The following is a 19,012-nucleotide window of genomic DNA, read 5'->3' as shown; positions in this document are numbered from 1 at the left end:
TTCATTATTATAATAATGATCGGATTCAAGGTAAGCTTGGGTATTTATCACCACGTGACTTTGAGCTAGCACAAGCAGCATAAAACGTTCCAACTTTTGGGGTACACGTCAAAGGCCCCGTCTTCAAGTCGCCATTTACCAAGAAGCTCACTTGGTAAATCCCACGGCTGAGCCCAAATTTGGCTCACTCACGGCTACATTGTCAAAATATTCACGTTAGCGTAAAACGTGTTGTCTTAGGGTTTGAACGAGTGCCGCAGCTAAAGTGTCACGTAGCCGGAGGAGGCCAATGATGGAGGCAGCTGTGTCAATGCTGTTGACCGAGGTTTCTCACTCGGTGTACAGCATGGGACGTGTTTGAAGACTGATGGTCTGCAGGCTTCAAACCGAGCTGGAGGACCGCCTCTCAGGCCGCAAGCGGTCCCCACAGCAGCCGGAATCGTTGGCAGCCGCAGGTGAAGTGGCCGGTGAGTGTTCGATTTGGCGAACGGTAAGGCGGCTCACGACCACCGACTTATGCGAGAGGTCAAGAGCCATTGGGGGCTAAGCGGCTGACTTGGGACGGCGTTGGAAGACCCGCCAACCGGTGATCACGCTGGCGACAAGGCAGATTGCCAGTGACACCATGAATGCCACCCGCATGCCGGCGATGAAGATCTCGGGATGGGCGGGCAGGTACGCCGTTACCTTATGACCCGCATAGTGGCTCATCGCGGAGAACAACACCGTGGTCGCAACGGAAATGCCGACGATCATTCCCATCTCACGGGCCAGGGCATTGACACCGCCAGCCACCCCTAAGTCCTTTCTAGCCACCGACCCCATCACGATTGAGTTATTGGGCGCCATGAAGATTCCGTTGCCTAGACCGACTAGACCGATGAAAAACATGAAGACCCACAGTGGCGTTGCCAAATTCGCCAGCATATAGCCCACCTGGCTGATTGAAATCAGCACCAGACCAATAAAGGTCAACAGTTCGGGGCCAATCCGGTCAGAAACCGCCCCGGCAATCGGTGCGACAACCACTTGAACAATCGGAAAGGTCATCAGCGCATAACCCGCATAATTAGCAGGCAGGTGCCGGGCATTTTCCAAGTAGAATGGGGCGATCACGTTAAAGAAGAAGTTGGCGACGAAGATCAGGAAGGCACAGAGAATACTGATCGCAAACCGCCGATTCTCAAACAAATGGAGCGCTAAAATGGGATGATCTATCCGTAACTCCAGGCGAACGAAAAACCCGGTCGCCACCAGTGCTAAGCCAAATAAGCCCAGAATCAGTGGCTGCGTGAACCCCACCTCTTGACCAATGAAGACGCCCGCGAACAGAGCCACCATCATGACCGCAAACAGCGTGGCGCCCGCCTTATCAATGGGTTGTCGGCTCACCGTAATATCCTTGGGCAAGATCTTTTGACCCAAAAGAAACGCACCAATTCCAATCGGCACATTAATCCAGAAGATATAACCCCGATTCAGATGTGCCAGAATTAAGCCCCCGACGCCGGGACCAGCAATGCTCCCCAGCGCGACAAAGGACCCGATCATCCCCAGCGCGCGCCCCCGTTCGTTAAACGGAAAGACTTCGGTAATGATTCCGCTATTGGTCGCCATGGTCATCGCCGCTCCAACTGCCTGAATCGCTCGTGCGACCAACAGGAAGCCTAGTCCCAGCCGGAAGCCACAGAGCAACGACCCCACGGTGAACAACACTGATCCCATTTTAAAAATCCGGATCTTCCCCCGGGTATCCCCCAACTTGCCAAATAGTAGCAACAACGCACAAATTACAATCAAATAGATGGACACCACCCACTCGGCCTGATTCATGGGAATCGCCAAATCGCGGCTAATGACCGGTAAAGCAATGTTTACGATGCTACCGTCTAGTGTCGCCATAAACGTAAACAAACAAATGGCAACGAGAATCCACCACCGGTGCTTTTGAATCTGCGGATTATCCGCAAAGCTTTCAACTGCCATGCTCATTCTCCCTTATCGCTATTGGTGAGTTGTCTTACTCCCCTCAATGGGGGGTATAACAAACGTGTTTACTGACTTCCATATTATAAGCTACCGCAACGCAATCTGTCAGTTTATCATTGCAGACGCGCCCCAACTTTACGAACCCCGTGCAAAGCGATATGCTAACAACATCATGCAAGGGGTGACTTGATGTACGGACGTCATCACTCAGCGACTGGGGCTAAGCTCACCATTCTCATCGCTCAGTGTCTTTACTTACTGGCGAGTGGCTGCTGGCTAGCCACGGCCGACCAACCACCACTGCTAACGTGGACCATGGCGGGGTTCCTCGCCATTATCTTTTTCCGGCTCAACGCCATGATGTTCTTCTGGCTTCCCCGTGGCATCGGCTGGTCGGAGGCGCTAGGTAACAGTCTCGCCTTTGGCCTCTACTACTTGGGCTTCCCGCTTCTGCTAATTCACGGCGGTCAACTGAACTTCTGGTTCTATGGCCTGGGGCTGATCTTTTTCGGCATTGGCAGTACTCTGAACACCGCGGCTGAGCTCCTACGCAAGCCGTTCAAGGCCGACCCACGGAATGCCGACAAGCTGTATCGCGGCGGTTTGTTCAAGTACGCCATTCACATCAACTACTTTGGCGATGTTCTCTGGGTACTGGGGTGTGCCCTCCTCACCGGGAATCTGTATGCCCTGCTGATTCCACTGGCCTTACTCGCGCTATTTGTCTTTTCTTACATCCCCACGGCTGATCGCTACCTCACCACTAAATACGGCGAGGCCTTCACCGATTATCAACGGGAGACTAAGGAACTGATTCCCTTTGTCTGGTAATTTAACCCGCGACGCATAAAAGGATCGAGACAATCATCTCGATCCTTTTTGCTTGCCCGCAACTTTACGTCGTTCAGCGGACGTTATTTAACGATTCTATTCTTTAATCTCCGCCATCAACCGTTGTGCTTCGGCGTTCGGGAGCAGCTTGTAACGAACCTCACCCTCATCCGGCAGTATGGCCATTAACGTCTGTTCGTCATCAAACCGACCGAGATTAATCGCCATCTGACCATCAATCTCAGCGAAGCCTTTCAGCCCGGTCGAAATAAATTTATGAATATGTTTAACGCGTTCTTCACGAGCCATGGCCTGCTTGGCCGCACCATTTAAGGTATAACCCGCGTCCAGGAAATACTTCATCATCGACACCTTGATAAAGGTCTTGAACGTATACACACGCGCTTGCTGACCATCCTCACGTTCCCGTGACGTGATCAGCCCCTTCTTCTCCCAATAACGTAGCTGGCGGGCGGACACATCGGTCATCGTCGATAATTCCCCGATACGAAAGACTAACCGATGAAAATCAAAGGCCTCCCGCACTTGTGCTGAAAACTCTGCCATTGCTAAAGCTTCCTCCCCTTGTTAACTTACTTTCCATCCATGTTAGATTTTACCAATTTATCCCCCTAAATTGCAACTAAAAGGCTAAAAGTAACGAATTGTTTAAGACTTTTAACCGGCTTGCAAACGGTTTGTTACACGTTTGTCACATTACATTGTTACGCTTGTACCTGTAATAATTCATGAGGAGTTGTCAGTAGGAAATGAAGAAAGTTGTTAAAATACTAGCCGCATTTGCATTAGTTATCGTTGGTGTCTTCGCCGTTTCAATGAGTACCACTACGACGGCATCGGCTGCTTCAAACTCAACGTTTAAGTCGGTTTACAAAGTTGCTAAGTCGCACTTAGGTGCCCGTTACGTTTACGGTGCTACTGGTCCTTCTGCTTTTGATTGCTCTGGCTTCACGGGCTACATTTACAAGAAGGGTGCCAAGACGACGTTGCCACGGACTGCTCAAGCCCAATACAACAAGTTCAAGCACGTTAGCTACAAGAACATCAAAAAAGGTGACTTGGTCTTCTTCGGTTACAGCGCTGGTTCTATCTCCCACGTTGGGATGTACATCGGTAACGGTAAGATGATCGATGCTCAAAACCGTGGTGTCGTGCGCGAAGCCGTTCACGCCCCATGGTGGCACGCTGTTGGTTACGCTCGTGTAACCACTGCTAGCGATGCCGACTAGTTCTAACTGAACCTCATGAATTCAAATGAACGTTAAAAAAGTAAGAGTTGCGCGTAGATAGCTGATCTACCGCAACTTTTTTTGTACGATCTACTTAAAAAAAACGCGGGATACCGGACCGTAGTTTAACTCACCGGTCCTTATCCCGCGTTTTTGCTATCTGTATTTAAATGTCTCTATTACTTCTCCACGTACCGAGCCGTCCGATGCTGAATCCCCGCTTCTTCAAACGATTCGCCGATCGGTTCAAAGCCTAACTCCCGATAGAAGGCCATCGCTGTGAGCTGGGCATCCAACTCGACCCGCGTCACGTCTGACTTCTTAGCGTCTACAATGATCTGTTTAATCAGCTCACCCGCGTAACCGTGATGACGGGCAGTCTTTTCTGTTGCCACCCGTTGAATCTTCACCCGGTTGCCCGCCAGCATATCAATCCGCGCTGTCGTCACCGGTTGGTCATCAACGTAGCCGACGTAGTGCATCTTATCCTCGTCCGTACCGTCCAACTCGACCTGCGGATCAATCTCCTGTTCAGCAATGAACACGTCCTTACGAATCTGCAAAGCATCCTGATAAACGGGGTTCAATTTACCCCAAGCCATTCTAATCTCCATCGAACCATCCTCGTTTTAATCTTTTTGATTGTAACTCAGCACCTGCACATCGTCAGGCGTCAGCAGTAACTTGGTCAAGCTGCCATTAGCCGGCCGCACGCTCAGGTCGAATTTTCCTTGACCGTAACGTTCCATCAGGCTCAGCAGCGTATTGCCATGACTGATCATCAAGACTTGATCGCCGTCGTGTAACGCCGGATTGGTCCGGATCATATCGAAGGCCTGGTCTACCCGCGCCCAGTATTCTTCATTATTTTCCGCCTGGTGGAAGGGATCGGCTTCCTTCAAGAAGTCCTTGGCTTTACCAATGGAGTATTTCTCTTCGATAGCCTTAAAGGTCGGTACCCCGTGGGGCGCCCCGGCGACGTACCACGCCTGAGCCATATCCGTTCCCTCATAGTAACCGTAGAATTCTTCTCTGAAATACGGAGCCGTGGTTAATTTAGGCGCGGGCTGGGAGTGATTCGCGGCCAAAATGGTCTCAGCGGTCTGTTGGGCTCGCGTCGTATCACTGCAGTATGCCGCTGCAAACTGAATATCTTGTAGCCGTTCGCCCGCCACCTTGGCATCGGCGATCCCCGCCTCAGTCAACGGTGAATTACTCCAGCCCTGCAATTTATTGTAGATGTTAAAATAAGTCTGTCCGTGCCGCACTACGTATAACGTAAGTTGCTTGTCCATAACGTCTCCACACCTTTCAATTGTGAGTTAGGAACCCTGACCAGCATCCCTAACCGTACGATATTTTCGCCTGCCTCTAGTGTACCAAATAACCCAGTGATCAGCGCGTGATTTTCTAAAGCGGGACTTAAACTTTTCCTAAACTTAGCGCCGGACCTACTATCATACCGGGTTATTTGCTAGGATAAGGAAAATGCCATTCGTGCGGGAAACAGTTATTGACCGTTTACTATGGTAGAATAAGACTACTTATTAACACATGAAGGAGCGAAATAACTTGGAACGTTTCAAAAGAATCTGGGCCAGAACGGGCACGCGGATGGGCTTTGTCACCTTACTCGTCGTGCTGTTTTGGCTGAAGACATTAGTCGCCTATTTCGTCGACTTCAAGCTGGGACTCAGCGATCCCTTTCAATTTCTCATCGTTCTCTTGAATCCCATTGCAACCACGGTGCTCCTCTTCGGCTTAGCACTGTACTTCAAGCGGGCACGATTCTTCTACCCGTTTATTTTTCTGATCGACATCTTAAATACGTTGTTGCTCTACATCAACGTCATTTACTTCCGTGAATTCACCGATTTTATGACCGTGAGCACCGTCTTGGGTTATTCGAAGGTCGATCAGGGACTCTCCGGGAGTTCGTTAGCGCTCACCTCACCGCACGATATCCTGTACTGGCTAGATCTGGTCGTCGTCTTAGTGCTCATGCTCACCCGGCGAATCTACATTGATCCCCGGCCGGTAAATAAACGCGTCGGCTTTGCCGTAACTTCGGCCGCCCTACTGGCCTTTTCCGTCAACCTCACGTTAGGCGAAATGGATCGGCCACAACTGCTGACGCGGACCTTCGATCGGACCTACGTGGTCAAGTATCTGGGATTAGACGCCTTCACCGTGTATGACGGGATCAAGTCCGGCCACACCAGTGAGCTACGATCGCATGCGAAGAAGTCCGAGCTCAGTGGTATTCTCAAATATGTTCATCAAAACTACGCGGCACCGGATAAGCAGCTCTACGGGGTCGCCAAGAAAAAGAACGTCATCATCATTCATCTGGAAAGTTTCCAACAATTCCTGATTAATAAGAAGATCAATGGCCAAGAGGTCACACCATTCCTCAATAAGCTCTACAAGAGTAAGGCCACTTACAGCTTCGACAACTTCTTCCACGAAGTCGGTCAAGGGAAGACTTCCGACGCCGAAACCATGTTGGAGACGGGCACCTACGGCCTCTCTCAAGGGTCGCTATTTACCCAACTGGGCAATGACAACACCTTCCAGGCGGCGCCCGCCATCTTCAATCAAGCTGGCTACACGACGGCCGTCTTCCACGGAAACGTGGGGAGCTTCTGGAACCGTAATAACACCTACAAGAACTTGGGTTACCAATACTTCTTCGATGCCAGCTACTACGATACCTCTGGTGACAAGTCACTGGGCTACGGGTTAAAGGATAAGTTGTTATTCAACGATTCCGTCAAGTACCTCCAGCACTTGCAACAACCGTTTTACGTGAAATACCTGACTGTCTCTAACCACTTCCCGTTCTCCCTCGATAGTGAAGATAGCAACTTCAAGACGCCAAATACGGGCGATAAGACGGTCGACAACTATTTCAAGACCGCCAACTACCTCGATCAATCCATCAAGGAATTCTATCACTACCTGGATAAGTCCGGCCTAGCTAAGAATTCACTGATCATGATTTACGGGGACCACTACGGTATTTCCAACTCGTCCAACAAGAGTCTGGCTAAGCTACTCGATGTCGATCCTAATGAATGGAACGACTACGACAATGCGCAGCTCCAACGGGTACCGTTGATGTTTAACATGCCCGGTTACACCAAGGGGAAAGTTGAGCACACGTACGGCGGTGAGATTGACGTCTTGCCAACGCTGATGCACCTCATGGGGATGAGCACCAAGAAGTACCTTCAATTTGGTACCGACCTCTTCTCCAGCCAGCATAACCAAGTGGTGGCCTTCCGTAACCGCGACTGGGAGAGTCCGGATTACACCTCCGTTGACGGGACCATTTACAGCAACAAGACCCGAGAGGAAATTCATCCCACCGGTAAGCTCAAGACGAAGATTGAGAACATGCAAAAGCACGTGAACCAGGGATTGAGTTATTCCGACTCTCTGAACTCGAAGAACCTCCTACGTTTCTATCATCCTAAAGGCTTCACTGCCGTCGATCCTAGTGATTACAACTACTCCGATGGGCTACAGAAGGCCGAAAAGATCGAGGAGAAGCTAGGCCTGAAATCCACGAGCCTCTTCTCCCGTAACGGTGATAAGTCTACGCAGCACTTCTACGAGACCGATGCTCCTGAACTCAACCATAAGCAAACTGATTCTAACCGGATCAAGATTACCAACCCGGATGATACCAGTGGCAAATAGCCGCTGACCGGTGCTCCACAACGTAAAAACAGTACAAAAGAAGCTATCCGTTCAATCTCCATTCTGAACGGATAGCTTCTTTGCATTTAGACTGCATAAATTCTAAGGTTTAAGCGTGATTGAGGTACTGTGAACTGGGCCGCGCCGCTCGGGAAAGTACGCGGACATGATGGCTTGCACGGCAACCGGTGCCTCACCATAACCAATGGCAATCAGTGGCGACTTGCCCGGATACGTTGCCCCATCCCCAATGGCATAAACGCCTGGCACGCTGGTCATCATTTGCCGGTCAACGGCAATTAAGCGGTGGTCCTCCGCCATTGAGATGTCCCAGGCAGCCAAGGCCGAGTGGTCCGCCGTAAACCCGTAGCTGACGATCAGGTCATCAACGACCTGGTGCGTCGTAGCCGCCGTGGCGCCCACTTGTTTGAGGGTCACATCAACCTCTCCGGCAGCTGTCTCCTCCAAGCCCCGAATCAGATACGGGGTCTGCACGTTAACCGTGGAAGCTTGTAGCAAATCAACCATATGGGCCAATCCCCGGAATTGGGCGCGCCGGTGAAGCAAGGTGACGGACTTAGCCACGGGCTCTAGCATTAAAGCCTGGTCGATCGCCGCATCGCCCCCGCCGGCGACCATCACCCGGTGACCGCGAAATCTTTCCAAGTCACGGACACTGTAGAACAAATGCTTTCCCGCCAATGCCGCCTCATTTTCGACATTGAGGTGCCGCGGTGCGAAGGCGCCATTGCCCACCGCAACAATCACCGCGCGGGTCTGGGTACTGCCCTTAGGTGTCGTCACCGTGAAGCCCGCATCGTTGGGCGTGACGTTGGTGACTGCCTCACCCGTCTTGATCGTCAACGGGAACTGGTCGAGCTGTTGACGCTGACCGGCAATCAGATCGCGTCCCTTAATCCCGGGAAAGCCCGCGACATCTAAAATTGTTTTTTCCGGATAGAGGGCGTTCACCTGCCCACCTAATTCTGCTAGGCTCTCAATCACCTGCGTTTTAGCGTTGTGCATGCCGGCATAAAAGGCCGCGAACATGCCGACTGGGCCACCACCAATAATGGTTATATCATAGGATTCTGTCATATTCTTAACTCCATTTCTCTGACTAAAGACGCGTTCAACAACTAATAAGGAAGTGAGTGGCATGAAACATTTACGTGACTTCACCATCTTTTTAACAACGCTACTCACACTGGGCGGACTCCTGGGGGCCTGGCACAGCCGCCAAGCCGCACTGGCTCATCTACGAGTCGCTCAGACGCATACCGCCACGCTACTGCTCCCAGGAAATAGTGGCGGGTGGCTCTCCATGCGCGACATGGTGCTGAGCCTCAATCGACCGGCGCTCGCCCACTTTGCACTGACGGCTCACGTGACTTTTGCCGGCCGTGTTCACTGGCAACCACACCAAGCCCTCACAACCAATCCCCTGATCCCAGTACTCTTTAAAGATAACACGCACGCGCGCCGGGAATCCTCACAACTCACGACGGTTCTACGCCAACTACACGACCGCTACGGCATTACGCACGTCAACTTTATCGGTCACTCTTCTGGCGGCACCATTGCCTATGATTACCTCAACCAAGATCGGCGTGCGCCCGTCACGGTTGAGCGGCTCGTCTGCATCGGCGCCGACTTCCCCGGTGAACGGCCGCTCCGCTACCATTACCCGCAATTACACATTCTCAATTTAGCAGGCAACATTGGGGAAACTGGCAACGACAGTGAGGTTCCCGTGAAGACTGCCATCCCCTTACGACGACTGGTCGATCACCACGTTGGGAGCTACCAATTCACTGAATTACGGGGGCCGATCTGGGCCATGCAGCATTCACTGCTCCACGAGAATCCCACCATTGACCGCCAGATTATCCAGTTCCTCTACCCTAACTGACTATTTTTCAAGATTCGCTGTCCTTGGAGCGTACGAACCTCACGTAGTCCGGCGTTGATCAGCACAAAGATCGCGAGCCAACCGATGGCAATCAGCGTCCACTGTTGGAGATACAGGATATCTAGCACGGCAAACGGCGCATTCCAATCCCAGCCGGCGTGTAGCAGAATGGCGAGTAAATAAAATCGTAGAAATTTAGGCGCCACCATGTTGCCGCCCGTCACGGGTTGATGGCTCTCCTTCGCCAAAATGATTGCGGCGCCCATCACGGCGGACCAAATGGTATGGGTCCCAATGGCCTGCCAACTCCGCATCAGCAACGTTACCAAGCCGTATTGGCCGGTGTAGCCCGCCGTCTCAAAGACCGCAAACCCGGCACCAATCGCTGCCCCAATCAGCAAGCCGTTGAAGATGTAATTCAGCCGAAACCGATTGACAAAGAAGGCAATCACCAACATTTTGGCGGTCTCTTCAATAAAACCAACGATAAGTGCCGATTCCCAGGACACGCCGTTACCGGAAGGAATCAGCGAATAGAGAATCATGGTCGCCACCAGTGAGAGGATGCCCCCCACCAGAAAAACCGCCATTAGCTGGTAGACTGAAATATTGCGAAACACGTTAATTTCAAAAAACATAATCATCAGTGAGAAGGGCACCGCCAACGAGCCAATGAAGATCATCCCCGGCACCGCGTTATTACTGCGAAAGCCTAGAAATAGGAGCGCCAGCAGGACGAAACTCGCCCCAAGCATGGCAAAGACCCGTGAGAATAGCCACGGTTTGACTGGCGCGGTAGAAACAGCTTCTAATGATGGGGTCGTTTCCTTAGTGCCCACTATAAATAACGACTCCGCATCGTCGAGATCGTGGTGTTTAAAGACGGCAGAAAACATCGAAAATAAATGAATTTCGACAACTTTATTCTCACCCGTCCACTCATTCATTTCTTTCGTCGCATCATCTAACAAGTGATTATGGTATTGAAAATGCCGTTTTACCGGCTTAACTGACTCTTTGTCACCCATGTGCAATCCCCCTTGTGTCTTGCTCCTAGTTTACCGTGAATGCTGAACAGCTTCAACTTGACCGCGAGACCGCTTGCTAAATGTAAACCGTTACATTATAGTTGTAGTAGGCGCTCAGCCAATTAATATAGATCAAAGGGGAGACAAGAATATCATGGCAAAACGTAAAATGATTTTAGACTTAGATACTGGTATCGATGATTCCTTAGCAATTGCTTACGCATTAGGTGCCCCAGATGTGGACTTAATTGGGATTATCGGTTCTTACGGGAACGTGGTTGTTGAGGCCGGTGGCCAAAACTCACTGAAGATTTTGGAACTCCTCGGTCACACCGACATTCCTGTATACCTAGGTGAAAGTCATTCCTCAACCAGTGATCACTTTGATCGGATGCAGGTTAGTGCCGACATCCATGGTGAAAACGGGATTGGCCAAGTTGACTTGCCAGAGCCTAAACGGGCTATCGAAAAGGAATCCGGTGTGGACTTCTTAATCGATGCTGTTCACAAGTATGGTAAAGACTTGACGCTGGTACCTACTGGCCCAATGACCAACTTAGCGGCTGCTCTTAAGAAAGCCCCAGAAATTGCCACTGAAATCGGCAACGTCACCTTCATGGGTGGTGCCCTCACTGTTCCTGGTAACGTCACGGCCTACGCCGAAGCCAACATCAACCAAGATGCTGAAGCTGCTAACGCCGTTTTGACCAGTCCAATGCACTCTACTATGGTTGGTTTGGACGTCACGTTGCGGACCCTCTTGACTAAGAAGGAAACCCAACAATGGCGCGATCTGGGTACTGAAGCTGGTGAAAAGTTCGCTGATATCGTGGACTACTACATCCAAGCCTACGTAGACGTTAACGACAACCTGGGTGGCTGTGCTTTGCATGACCCACTTGCCGTTGGGGTTGCTTTGGATCCTAGCTTCGTTACTACCATCGACTTAAACATGGTCGTTAACTACAACAAGGAAACTTACGGCCGGACCATCGGTGACGATAACCGGTTGAACGACCCAACCAACGTGAAGGTCTCCGTTGCGGTTGATAAGGACCGTTACTTGAAGACGTTCATGGAATACTTGACTAACTTATTCAAGAAGAACTAAATTAGCGTTGATTAAAATCCCGCCCATCTTACTCGATGTGACGGGATTTTTTTGTACCTGCAGATTGATAAGGTGTCCGCCTTACTGTTCGCCAAATTTGGGCCGGAACGCTGTGGGCAGGACAGCTAGAGCCATAGGGCGGTCTCTAGCCTCGCTTGAAGTCGAAGCCCCCGTCTTCAAGTCGCCATTTTCAAGAAGATCGCTTAAAAATCCCACGGCTGAGCCCAAATTTGGCTCACTCACGGCTACATAGATGTTATCAATTACTAGCGGCAAAATGACGATACAACTCATCACAATTGCGCAAACACTACTAGTACGTTCAGTACTTTTTTCTGCTCCACAACTTTGTCACCCTTAGCTAACACCTTAGTAACTTGCTATGACACCGATTATGAAGTAAATCAATATACCTGAAACAATTATCCAAAAAGGTACAGTTACACATCCTAGGCTATCCCCGTCACTTACTGGCTTGAAATCCATTTACTTTATCCCCGTTTCTAGTTGATCCACTATTTTAGCCTAAGGCGCCAACCTTGAAGCCACGTTAGTAATCATACCATAGTGACCAATCCTGACACCTCAGGCCGCGTATTAAGCGCAATAGACTCATGGGCCTTATATCATCGCCATTTGAGACAATCGCAGGTGACTGGCTGAGACATCATTTCAATCTACTTTCTTACCATTCAAGATCCGATAATGATGTCCAACCTTTAGCTGGCGATAAAAAAAGAGCGGCAAAGCTTGTTGGCTTTACCGCTCTTAAAGGGACTATTTAACTTTGTAATTGAAGTTACTTGTCATAGTTTTAACGCCCTTATTCGCATATTCATTGGCGAACTTCTTTTGTTTTTCTGCCGTTAATGATTCGAACGCCTTCATGTACTGCTTGTACAATACTGGCTTAACATATTTCTTACTGTAAGCTGCAGCTGGACTCTTCTTGGTCTTCGTGTACGTGTAGGTCTTACCAGTCGTTGCTAAACGACGGTTGGCCTTGGTCCCAGCAATCTTAGCGGTAAACTTGGTGCTGGACTTCTTGGTTAACTTAAAGGTATAAGTCTTCTTGGTCAGTGACGTGGTTGTCTTGTTATTTGCCGTCTTGAATTGAATCAGCTTATACTTCGTTGTCAGCGTTTGCCCATTCTTGCTTAATTTCCGTGCCGTGGGAACCCCGTACTTCACATTGGGGGTTGAGCCAAAATCACCAAAAATTAACATCGTGCCCGTCTTACCGCCCGACTTGTACGTCTTGAAATAAAACGCCGTCTTGGACTTGGCATTCTTGTAGTAGCGCTTTAGATCGGTATTGTTGATCGTTGGTTTCTTGGCAGCACTAGCCGAAACGCTAGGGGCAACGACGCCACCTAAAGTTCCCATTGCCATTACGACTAGTCCTAACTTAACCAATAAACGTTTCATGACCATACTCCTCCTTAAAATCCACTCAGTATACCCTTAATGGTGCCATTAAATGCCCAAAATTGCAAAGGATCACCACCGTTAGGCTAGAATATCTTCAAACCGCTGTTGTAAATATTTAGCGACCCCGGCTTCGTTGTTCGTGGTTGGGGTCTCGTGATCTGCGGCCGCCTTGATCTCTGGTTGACCGTTTTGCATCGCCACGCCATCTCCGGCGGCTTTAATCATTCCCAGATCGTTTTCGGCATCGCCAAAGGCCATCAGATTGCTGAAGTCCCAGCCAAAATGCGTCAACAACTGACCTAAGCCCACTGCCTTATCCATGTCCGCTGCCAAGAATTCCAAAATCTTAGGCTGCGACCGGACAACGTGGTACGTTTCTTTAAGTTCTGGGGTCAAACGACTGACAACTTGATCTAAGACGTCAGCATCCGTTGCCATGACTGCCTTGCTGAACAGATGATCTGGTAAATCCACGAACTTCGTGCTGACAAAGTCCATTGGCGCCTTCAACATGTGCTGGTAAACCGATGGCGTCAAATCCGCAATCGGATAGACTTGGTCAAAGTCCAAGATATCTAAGGGGTAGCCATGGTCGTTGGCAAACGCGTGTAGGGGTTGAAAATCATGCTTACTCAATCCACTTTGAGCGAGCGCTTCCTTAGTGGTGTTTTGAATAACCAACGCCCCATTGAAGGTAATCGTGTAGTCTTCACTGGTCGTTAACCCGAGTTGTTCCAGGTAACCCCAGATGGCGTTGATCGGGCGGCCAGTACATAAGACCACCTTGACTCCCGCCTCGTGTAATTTCCGCAGGGTCGCGGCATTCTCTTCACTAATCGTTTTATCGGTGTTCAACAATGTCTCATCTAGATCGAGCGCAATCATTTTTATCATTCGTTTTCGTCCTCCATATACCTTCTAGTTTACACGTTACTGGCCATGAAGTGAACCATGCGATGCTAAAAGGTCTTGGCGAATGAGCGTAATAATCTGCTGATTCTCCGGTAGATCAGCGTGATTGGCGTTCGCACCGGTCACCGTCATCTGCGTGAAATGCTTGACTTGACCCTGAAAAATCAACTTACCACGGTTAACACTATCAAACGGCACAATGCCATCCCCCGAGTAACCTTCGCTGCCAGCGATTGAGTAGACGGTCAGCTCTTTGGGCAGCTGTTTACGTCCAGCACTGAGTTGCTTAAACAACGGCGTGTCCACATTTTGATCGAATTCTTCTAGATTAAACGGCGACGCAATGGTCAGCAACCGATCGGCATGGGCCTTGGTCCCGGCCAGATCGTCCTCAAGAAACATCGTCAAGACTAAGCCACCATTGGAGTGTCCCATCGCCGAAAAATGATTAAAGTGATAGGTCTTCTGCAAGGCCTTGAAAGCAATGGTGAACCACTTTGCCTGCTTTTTAATCGTGGCATAGCCATCATGGTGGTTCTCAAAGCCCACGACGACGATCGGCTGGGTATCATTCGCCCGAATACTACCTGTATATTTCAAAGTCCCATCCATCATCACTTCCACCCGCAACAGGCTGTGTTGATGCGGCGTCTTCTGATTGATACCACTGACTAGATCGTTGAAGCGGTCCTGAGTCGCACTGGAGCCTGGGACTAAGAAGACCGGCGCCATCTGACTACGATAAGCTTCCTCAACGCTGGCCCGCTGCTGTGGCCGCCATAAGAAGCCCGGTACACACAGTAATAGCAGCAATAGCCCAATAAAAATCACACTACGAAATCGTCGGTTCATGACTGACCGCCTCCTCCGCAATTCCTGCCCATTTGACGAACGGATAATAAATGGCCGTACTCAGGACTAGCTCAACCACTGATAAGAGTAGCGCCGCACCACTCCCGCCAGTGCCTAAATAGGCCTGCAAGATTCCCGGTGTCCCGTTGGCTAAGGGATATGCCACAGCAGGTACCCAGTGAAGTACTAGGCACCCCCAACTCAGCGTAATGCAGGCTAACGGTGCCAACAAAAAAGGCAGTAACAGGATTGGACTGAAGATCACTGGCAGCCCGATCAACAAGGGGGCATTAAAATTCCCAAGGGTAGGAATGAGACAATACCACCCCATCCGCCGCTGCCGCACATTGCGCCGCACTAAAAAGATCGCGAGTAGTAACGCCAAGACCATCCCTGGCCCCCCACTCGTTGCATAGACGTCGACCACCGTGTGTAACGTCACGGGATGGGGAATCTGCCACCCAGTATGGTCCAAGACCGCCGCCAAATTCTGAGCGGCTTCAATGGACTGACCACCTACACTGGCAATTGGTCCCAAGATGCCCAGCCATTGACAGGTTCCCGTCAGCAGGCCGAAGCCTAAAAGGGTGCCTAAGTCATGCGGCAACTGAAAGGGCCACCGAGAAATCGCCAGCAAAGCCGCGTTTAAGCTCACCGTCTGGGTACTTACCCAGACAAACCCGAGACCCGTCAATACCAGTAACCACAGGGCAATCCCGCCTACGTTTTGTTCGAGCCGCCGCTGGGTAGCGTGCTGATGATTAAGCAACCACCGATACCCGTTGCCGACGAGCAAGCCCACCAACACCCCGACAAAAATGCCGGAGAGTCCCAAATTATTCGATAGCCACTGAACCGGATGATTGCCCAGTACCGACTGACGATTGACATTGAGGGATTTCAACGCAATAATCGCGACAATCCCCGCCATCAACCGGTCGACAATCAACGGTGTGACTGGCGCCACTAAATACACGCTGACCGCAAAAGTGATTAAAATAGCCGTCAATCCTAGCGTCCCCGCACTTACCAAGCCCAAGTACTGCCGGAGAATTTTCAGCTGAAACGCCCATTTAGCGACATGTAACGTTTGATAATAGTAGCCACTGCGCTGTAGCCACGTTTGATTAATAAAGTCGGCTAGTGTTCCCACTAGGATGAGTGGAAAAATCAGACGCAACGCGTGATAAATTGCGTTGATTTGTCGATTACGCCGAAATTTAATGTCAAAGTCAATGAGATGTCGTCCCAATTTACCCGTGTGCTCGGCCATCGTTACCATCTCCTCAATATTGCCGATTGTACGACAATGAGGTTGACTCGCGACAGTCAAGCTAATCAGTTAGTGTGGCAGTCACCTAAACTAACCACTCGTCGATCTGCTGGCTCACTGCCCCCTGTTGATTGGTAAGGGGTAACCGGCGAATCGAGCCCGTGATAATCGCCGGATCTGCATTAGCTACGGCAAAACCTTGGCCCACCATCGACAGCATCGCTTGGTCATTACCAGAGTCACCGAACGCTGCCATCTGGTCAGGAAGAACCCCCCAAAGCTGACCTAACGCTAATAACGCCGAGGCTTTGCTGACCAAGGGTAAGGTCACATTCATGCCTCCCAGTCCACTACTCGTTCCAACAAGTTGGTTTTGGAATTGACGATTGAATGCGACGACTTGCTGTGCGACGTCCGTCTTCAGCCAAGTGACGTCGATCTTTAGAATCTCATCCGCAATCTGCGCGAGATCGGGCACACTGGTCAGACTAGGATAAAATGCCTGTGAGTCGTGAAAACGTTGACTATCCGCCGCTAATTCCATATACGCACGATCTCGGCCACACGCAATGACAAAGCAGCCAGCCATGACCGGTGCCGTCTTAAGCCAGCGCACAGCTTCCTGCCACTGGGTGCGCCCAATCGCCTGCGACTGTAGCTGCTGCCCCTGGCCCGTCACCGTCAGCGCCCCATCTTCCACGATATACGTCAGTGCTGACCGCTGTTTCAGCGGCGCAAACAAGGCTTGTACGTGGTCTAGCGGATCCCCAGTAGTCACGACGAAGTGCATACCATGACGCGCCAGTGCCGCCAATTGGGCATCAAAATGAGCCGTGTCAAAGTGACCCGCCTGATCCAAAAATGTGCCATCCAAATCCGTTGCAATCAGCTTCGGTCGCATCCCTCGTCACTCCTTCAGAAATAATATATCCCCAGCATACCTGACCGCTCCGTCCAGAGCAACGCATTGCGCTTACAAATAAAATCATAGTTTTAACCCCGTCATACCGCTGGTTATTGCCGCTCTCTGGCTGCCAGAGATTCCGCCTGCTGTGGCTCTGACCGTCCTCCCCACTGCGCTCAAACCCAAATTTAGCGAACAGTAAGGCGAAAGTAATCACCACACTCAGTAATTTGGGAACTTTTGTCCTTCAACAAGACTACTGATCCTCGGCTACAAGAAAAAGCCGCCCGGATTTCTTCCGAACGGCCCCATGTTCTAATTAAGCATTCATTCCCAGACTGTAAGCGTGATTCATCAGGGATTGCGTTTCTGTAAATTCATTTTCATCGTGCAAGACTACCGTAATGACCCGGTGCTTGCCCGTCTTCTGGCCCGTTCCCACAAAGCAGTAACCAGCCAATGGCGTATAACCCGTCTTCAAGCCATCAACCTGCAGGCTAGACTTGTAGTACTTCCGGCCAGGCAACATGTTGTTGTAGTTATAGCACAACTGACCATTCACTTTCTTGGAGCCGACCGAACCATCCGTTAAGACCCGTGGATAATCTTGGATTAAATGACGGGCAATCAAAGCGACATCTTTGGCGGAAACCATGTTAGCGTTGGCCTTACCATATCGGTAGCCGAACGCTTGCAAGTCACTATTTTCCAATCCGGATGCAGAGACAAAACTAGCCCGATCTAAGCCCCAACTCTTCGCCTGAGCATTCATCATCTTGATAAACTTAGCATTGCTACCGGCTACCCATTGGCCCAGCGCAATCGCCGCATTGTTGGATGAATCTAACAGCGCTGCATCGTAGAGTTCTTTAACTGTGTACTTGTGGTTACTATAAAATCTAAAGCCCCCACAACTGGCACTATTTCCCATGGCAACCAGACCGCGATCACTGGTCTTCACAATATCCGTCCACTTACCAGAGCCATTTTCGACCTTATCCAAGACTAGGTAAAGCGTCATAATCTTAGAAACAGAAGCGATTGGCCGCGGCGTATTGGCACTCTTGGACCAAACGGCCTTCCCCGTAGTGTAGTCCAACGCCACCGCATTCTTCGCGTACTTCAGACCAAAAGGCGCCTTTCCCTTAGTCAGATAGCCATGCCAAATCCACCCCTTAACGGAGCCGGCCTTGTTCGCAACGTACAAGTAAATCCCCTTAGAATTGCCGTGCTTAAACGTGGCTTGCTTGGTAACGTACCAAGTCGTATTCGGATAGCCCTTCATCGTTGCAATCCGCCGATTGTGCGCCTGGTTATAAATGGCACCCTTAGTACTCTTCTTGTGATAAGCCGTCTTTTTGACGTTCTTGCTCGCCACCGTCGTATAAGTTGCAGCATCGGCCGTCACTTGCACACTGGCAGCGGCGCCTAGTGTCACCGCAAACAGCAATGCCAGTAAGAAGCCCTTAACTTTTGAAATTCTCATTGGTATGTATTCCCCTCTTTATTTATCTCTAAATATAAGCCTAGCATGAGTATTGCCTCAACGACAAGGGAATCAGCGACTTTGTAATCTACTTGTTGGGGACGTAATTCTATCGTAATCCACCACTTGTCTACTGAACTACTCGCCGTGGTTACGTTTAGCATCCTCACTGGTTGTGGGGGCTGAACACACCAAAAAGAGCCTGGAAAAATCTCCAGACTCTCCTTATTTTCCAAACTAGCCTAACTGCCATGATATTAGCTAAAAGTTGAAAGGACCAAAATCATTACCAACGCTGAAGTGACCAGGATTTTTGTCTGAAAAATAG

At 50.3% G+C, this 19,012-nt stretch carries 18 protein-coding genes; 6 read left to right on the top strand and 12 right to left on the bottom strand.

From position 1 onward, the window contains the following. A partial coding sequence (locus HF569_RS12695) for an IS3 family transposase (protein ID WP_408610809.1) occupies window positions 1-83 on the top strand: 83 nt, incomplete at its 5' end. A gap of 460 nt (window positions 84-543) precedes the next feature. Here the strand turns inward: HF569_RS12695 and HF569_RS11120 are convergent. Further along, window positions 544-1,986, bottom strand: a complete 1,443-nt coding sequence (locus HF569_RS11120; RefSeq protein ID WP_168902479.1) for an MFS transporter — start codon at window positions 1,984-1,986, stop codon at window positions 544-546. A 192-nt stretch (window positions 1,987-2,178) separates the two neighbouring features. Here HF569_RS11120 and HF569_RS11115 point away from each other — a divergent pair, with 192 nt between their 5' ends. Continuing rightward, window positions 2,179-2,820 (top strand): methyltransferase family protein, encoded by a 642-nt coding sequence (locus tag HF569_RS11115; RefSeq protein ID WP_168902478.1) that lies wholly within the window; start codon window positions 2,179-2,181, stop codon window positions 2,818-2,820. A 96-nt stretch (window positions 2,821-2,916) separates the two neighbouring features. Here the strand turns inward: HF569_RS11115 and HF569_RS11110 are convergent, their stop codons facing one another. Beyond that, the gene (locus HF569_RS11110) at window positions 2,917-3,387 is read right to left on the bottom strand and encodes a MerR family transcriptional regulator (protein WP_168850064.1); all 471 of its coding nucleotides are present in this window, start codon (window positions 3,385-3,387) and stop codon (window positions 2,917-2,919) included. Between the two features lie 203 nt (window positions 3,388-3,590). On the opposite strand from HF569_RS11110, the gene HF569_RS11105 reads away from it, so the two are divergent. Next, window positions 3,591-4,070 carry a C40 family peptidase gene (locus tag HF569_RS11105; RefSeq protein ID WP_168850063.1) on the top strand — a complete coding sequence of 160 codons (480 nt, stop codon included), beginning with the start codon at window positions 3,591-3,593 and terminating at the stop codon, window positions 4,068-4,070. 179 nt (window positions 4,071-4,249) lie between these two features. Here the strand turns inward: HF569_RS11105 and HF569_RS11100 are convergent, their stop codons facing one another. Next, window positions 4,250-4,684 (bottom strand): GNAT family N-acetyltransferase, encoded by a 435-nt coding sequence (locus HF569_RS11100; RefSeq protein WP_168902477.1) that lies wholly within the window; start codon window positions 4,682-4,684, stop codon window positions 4,250-4,252. A 15-nt stretch (window positions 4,685-4,699) separates the two neighbouring features. Next, the gene (locus HF569_RS11095) at window positions 4,700-5,365 is read right to left on the bottom strand and encodes a histidine phosphatase family protein (protein WP_168902476.1); all 666 of its coding nucleotides are present in this window, start codon (window positions 5,363-5,365) and stop codon (window positions 4,700-4,702) included. 319 nt (window positions 5,366-5,684) lie between these two features. Here HF569_RS11095 and HF569_RS11090 point away from each other — a divergent pair, with 319 nt between their 5' ends. Continuing rightward, window positions 5,685-7,775 carry an LTA synthase family protein gene (locus HF569_RS11090; RefSeq protein ID WP_332870976.1) on the top strand — a complete coding sequence of 697 codons (2,091 nt, stop codon included), beginning with the start codon at window positions 5,685-5,687 and terminating at the stop codon, window positions 7,773-7,775. A gap of 102 nt (window positions 7,776-7,877) precedes the next feature. Here the strand turns inward: HF569_RS11090 and HF569_RS11085 are convergent, their stop codons facing one another. Next, window positions 7,878-8,873 (bottom strand): NAD(P)/FAD-dependent oxidoreductase, encoded by a 996-nt coding sequence (locus HF569_RS11085; protein WP_168902474.1) that lies wholly within the window; start codon window positions 8,871-8,873, stop codon window positions 7,878-7,880. A 61-nt stretch (window positions 8,874-8,934) separates the two neighbouring features. Between HF569_RS11085 and HF569_RS11080 the strand changes: the two genes are divergently transcribed. Next, a complete protein-coding gene (locus HF569_RS11080; protein ID WP_168902473.1) occupies window positions 8,935-9,687 on the top strand; it encodes an alpha/beta hydrolase in 753 nt (250 codons plus the stop codon). Here HF569_RS11080 and HF569_RS11075 read toward each other — a convergent pair. After that, the gene (locus HF569_RS11075; RefSeq protein WP_168902472.1) at window positions 9,675-10,715 is read right to left on the bottom strand and encodes a PrsW family intramembrane metalloprotease; all 1,041 of its coding nucleotides are present in this window, start codon (window positions 10,713-10,715) and stop codon (window positions 9,675-9,677) included. The genes HF569_RS11080 and HF569_RS11075 overlap by 13 nt on opposite strands. Window positions 10,716-10,869: 154 nt before the next feature. Between HF569_RS11075 and HF569_RS11070 the strand changes: the two genes are divergently transcribed. Then, entirely contained in the window at window positions 10,870-11,826 is a 957-nt protein-coding gene (locus HF569_RS11070) for a nucleoside hydrolase (RefSeq protein ID WP_168902471.1), read from the top strand. A gap of 777 nt (window positions 11,827-12,603) precedes the next feature. Here the strand turns inward: HF569_RS11070 and HF569_RS11065 are convergent. The 6 genes from HF569_RS11065 to HF569_RS11040 all read right to left on the bottom strand — a co-directional run bounded on the left by HF569_RS11065 (window position 12,604) and on the right by HF569_RS11040 (window position 18,684). Then, entirely contained in the window at window positions 12,604-13,254 is a 651-nt protein-coding gene (locus HF569_RS11065; protein ID WP_168902470.1) for a hypothetical protein, read from the bottom strand. Between the two features lie 81 nt (window positions 13,255-13,335). Beyond that, window positions 13,336-14,151, bottom strand: coding sequence for a Cof-type HAD-IIB family hydrolase (locus tag HF569_RS11060; RefSeq protein WP_168902469.1), 816 nt, complete (start codon window positions 14,149-14,151; stop codon window positions 13,336-13,338). A gap of 36 nt (window positions 14,152-14,187) precedes the next feature. Continuing rightward, window positions 14,188-15,021 carry an alpha/beta hydrolase gene (locus tag HF569_RS11055; protein ID WP_168902468.1) on the bottom strand — a complete coding sequence of 278 codons (834 nt, stop codon included), beginning with the start codon at window positions 15,019-15,021 and terminating at the stop codon, window positions 14,188-14,190. Next, window positions 15,002-16,294 carry a PTS transporter subunit EIIC gene (locus tag HF569_RS11050; protein WP_168902467.1) on the bottom strand — a complete coding sequence of 431 codons (1,293 nt, stop codon included), beginning with the start codon at window positions 16,292-16,294 and terminating at the stop codon, window positions 15,002-15,004. Before HF569_RS11050 ends, HF569_RS11055 begins: the two co-directional genes overlap by 20 nt. 85 nt (window positions 16,295-16,379) lie before the next feature. Next, window positions 16,380-17,195, bottom strand: coding sequence for an HAD-IIB family hydrolase (locus tag HF569_RS11045; RefSeq protein ID WP_168902466.1), 816 nt, complete (start codon window positions 17,193-17,195; stop codon window positions 16,380-16,382). 322 nt (window positions 17,196-17,517) lie between these two features. Next, window positions 17,518-18,684 carry a serine hydrolase gene (locus HF569_RS11040; RefSeq protein ID WP_168902465.1) on the bottom strand — a complete coding sequence of 389 codons (1,167 nt, stop codon included), beginning with the start codon at window positions 18,682-18,684 and terminating at the stop codon, window positions 17,518-17,520. Window positions 18,685-19,012: the final 328 nt, after the last annotated feature.

The sequence above is a fragment of the Levilactobacillus tujiorum genome, from assembly GCF_012641185.1.
Taxonomy (GTDB): domain Bacteria; phylum Bacillota; class Bacilli; order Lactobacillales; family Lactobacillaceae; genus Levilactobacillus; species Levilactobacillus tujiorum.
Note: the sequence above shows the minus strand (reverse complement) of the source record. Positions and strands in the feature narration are given on the sequence as shown.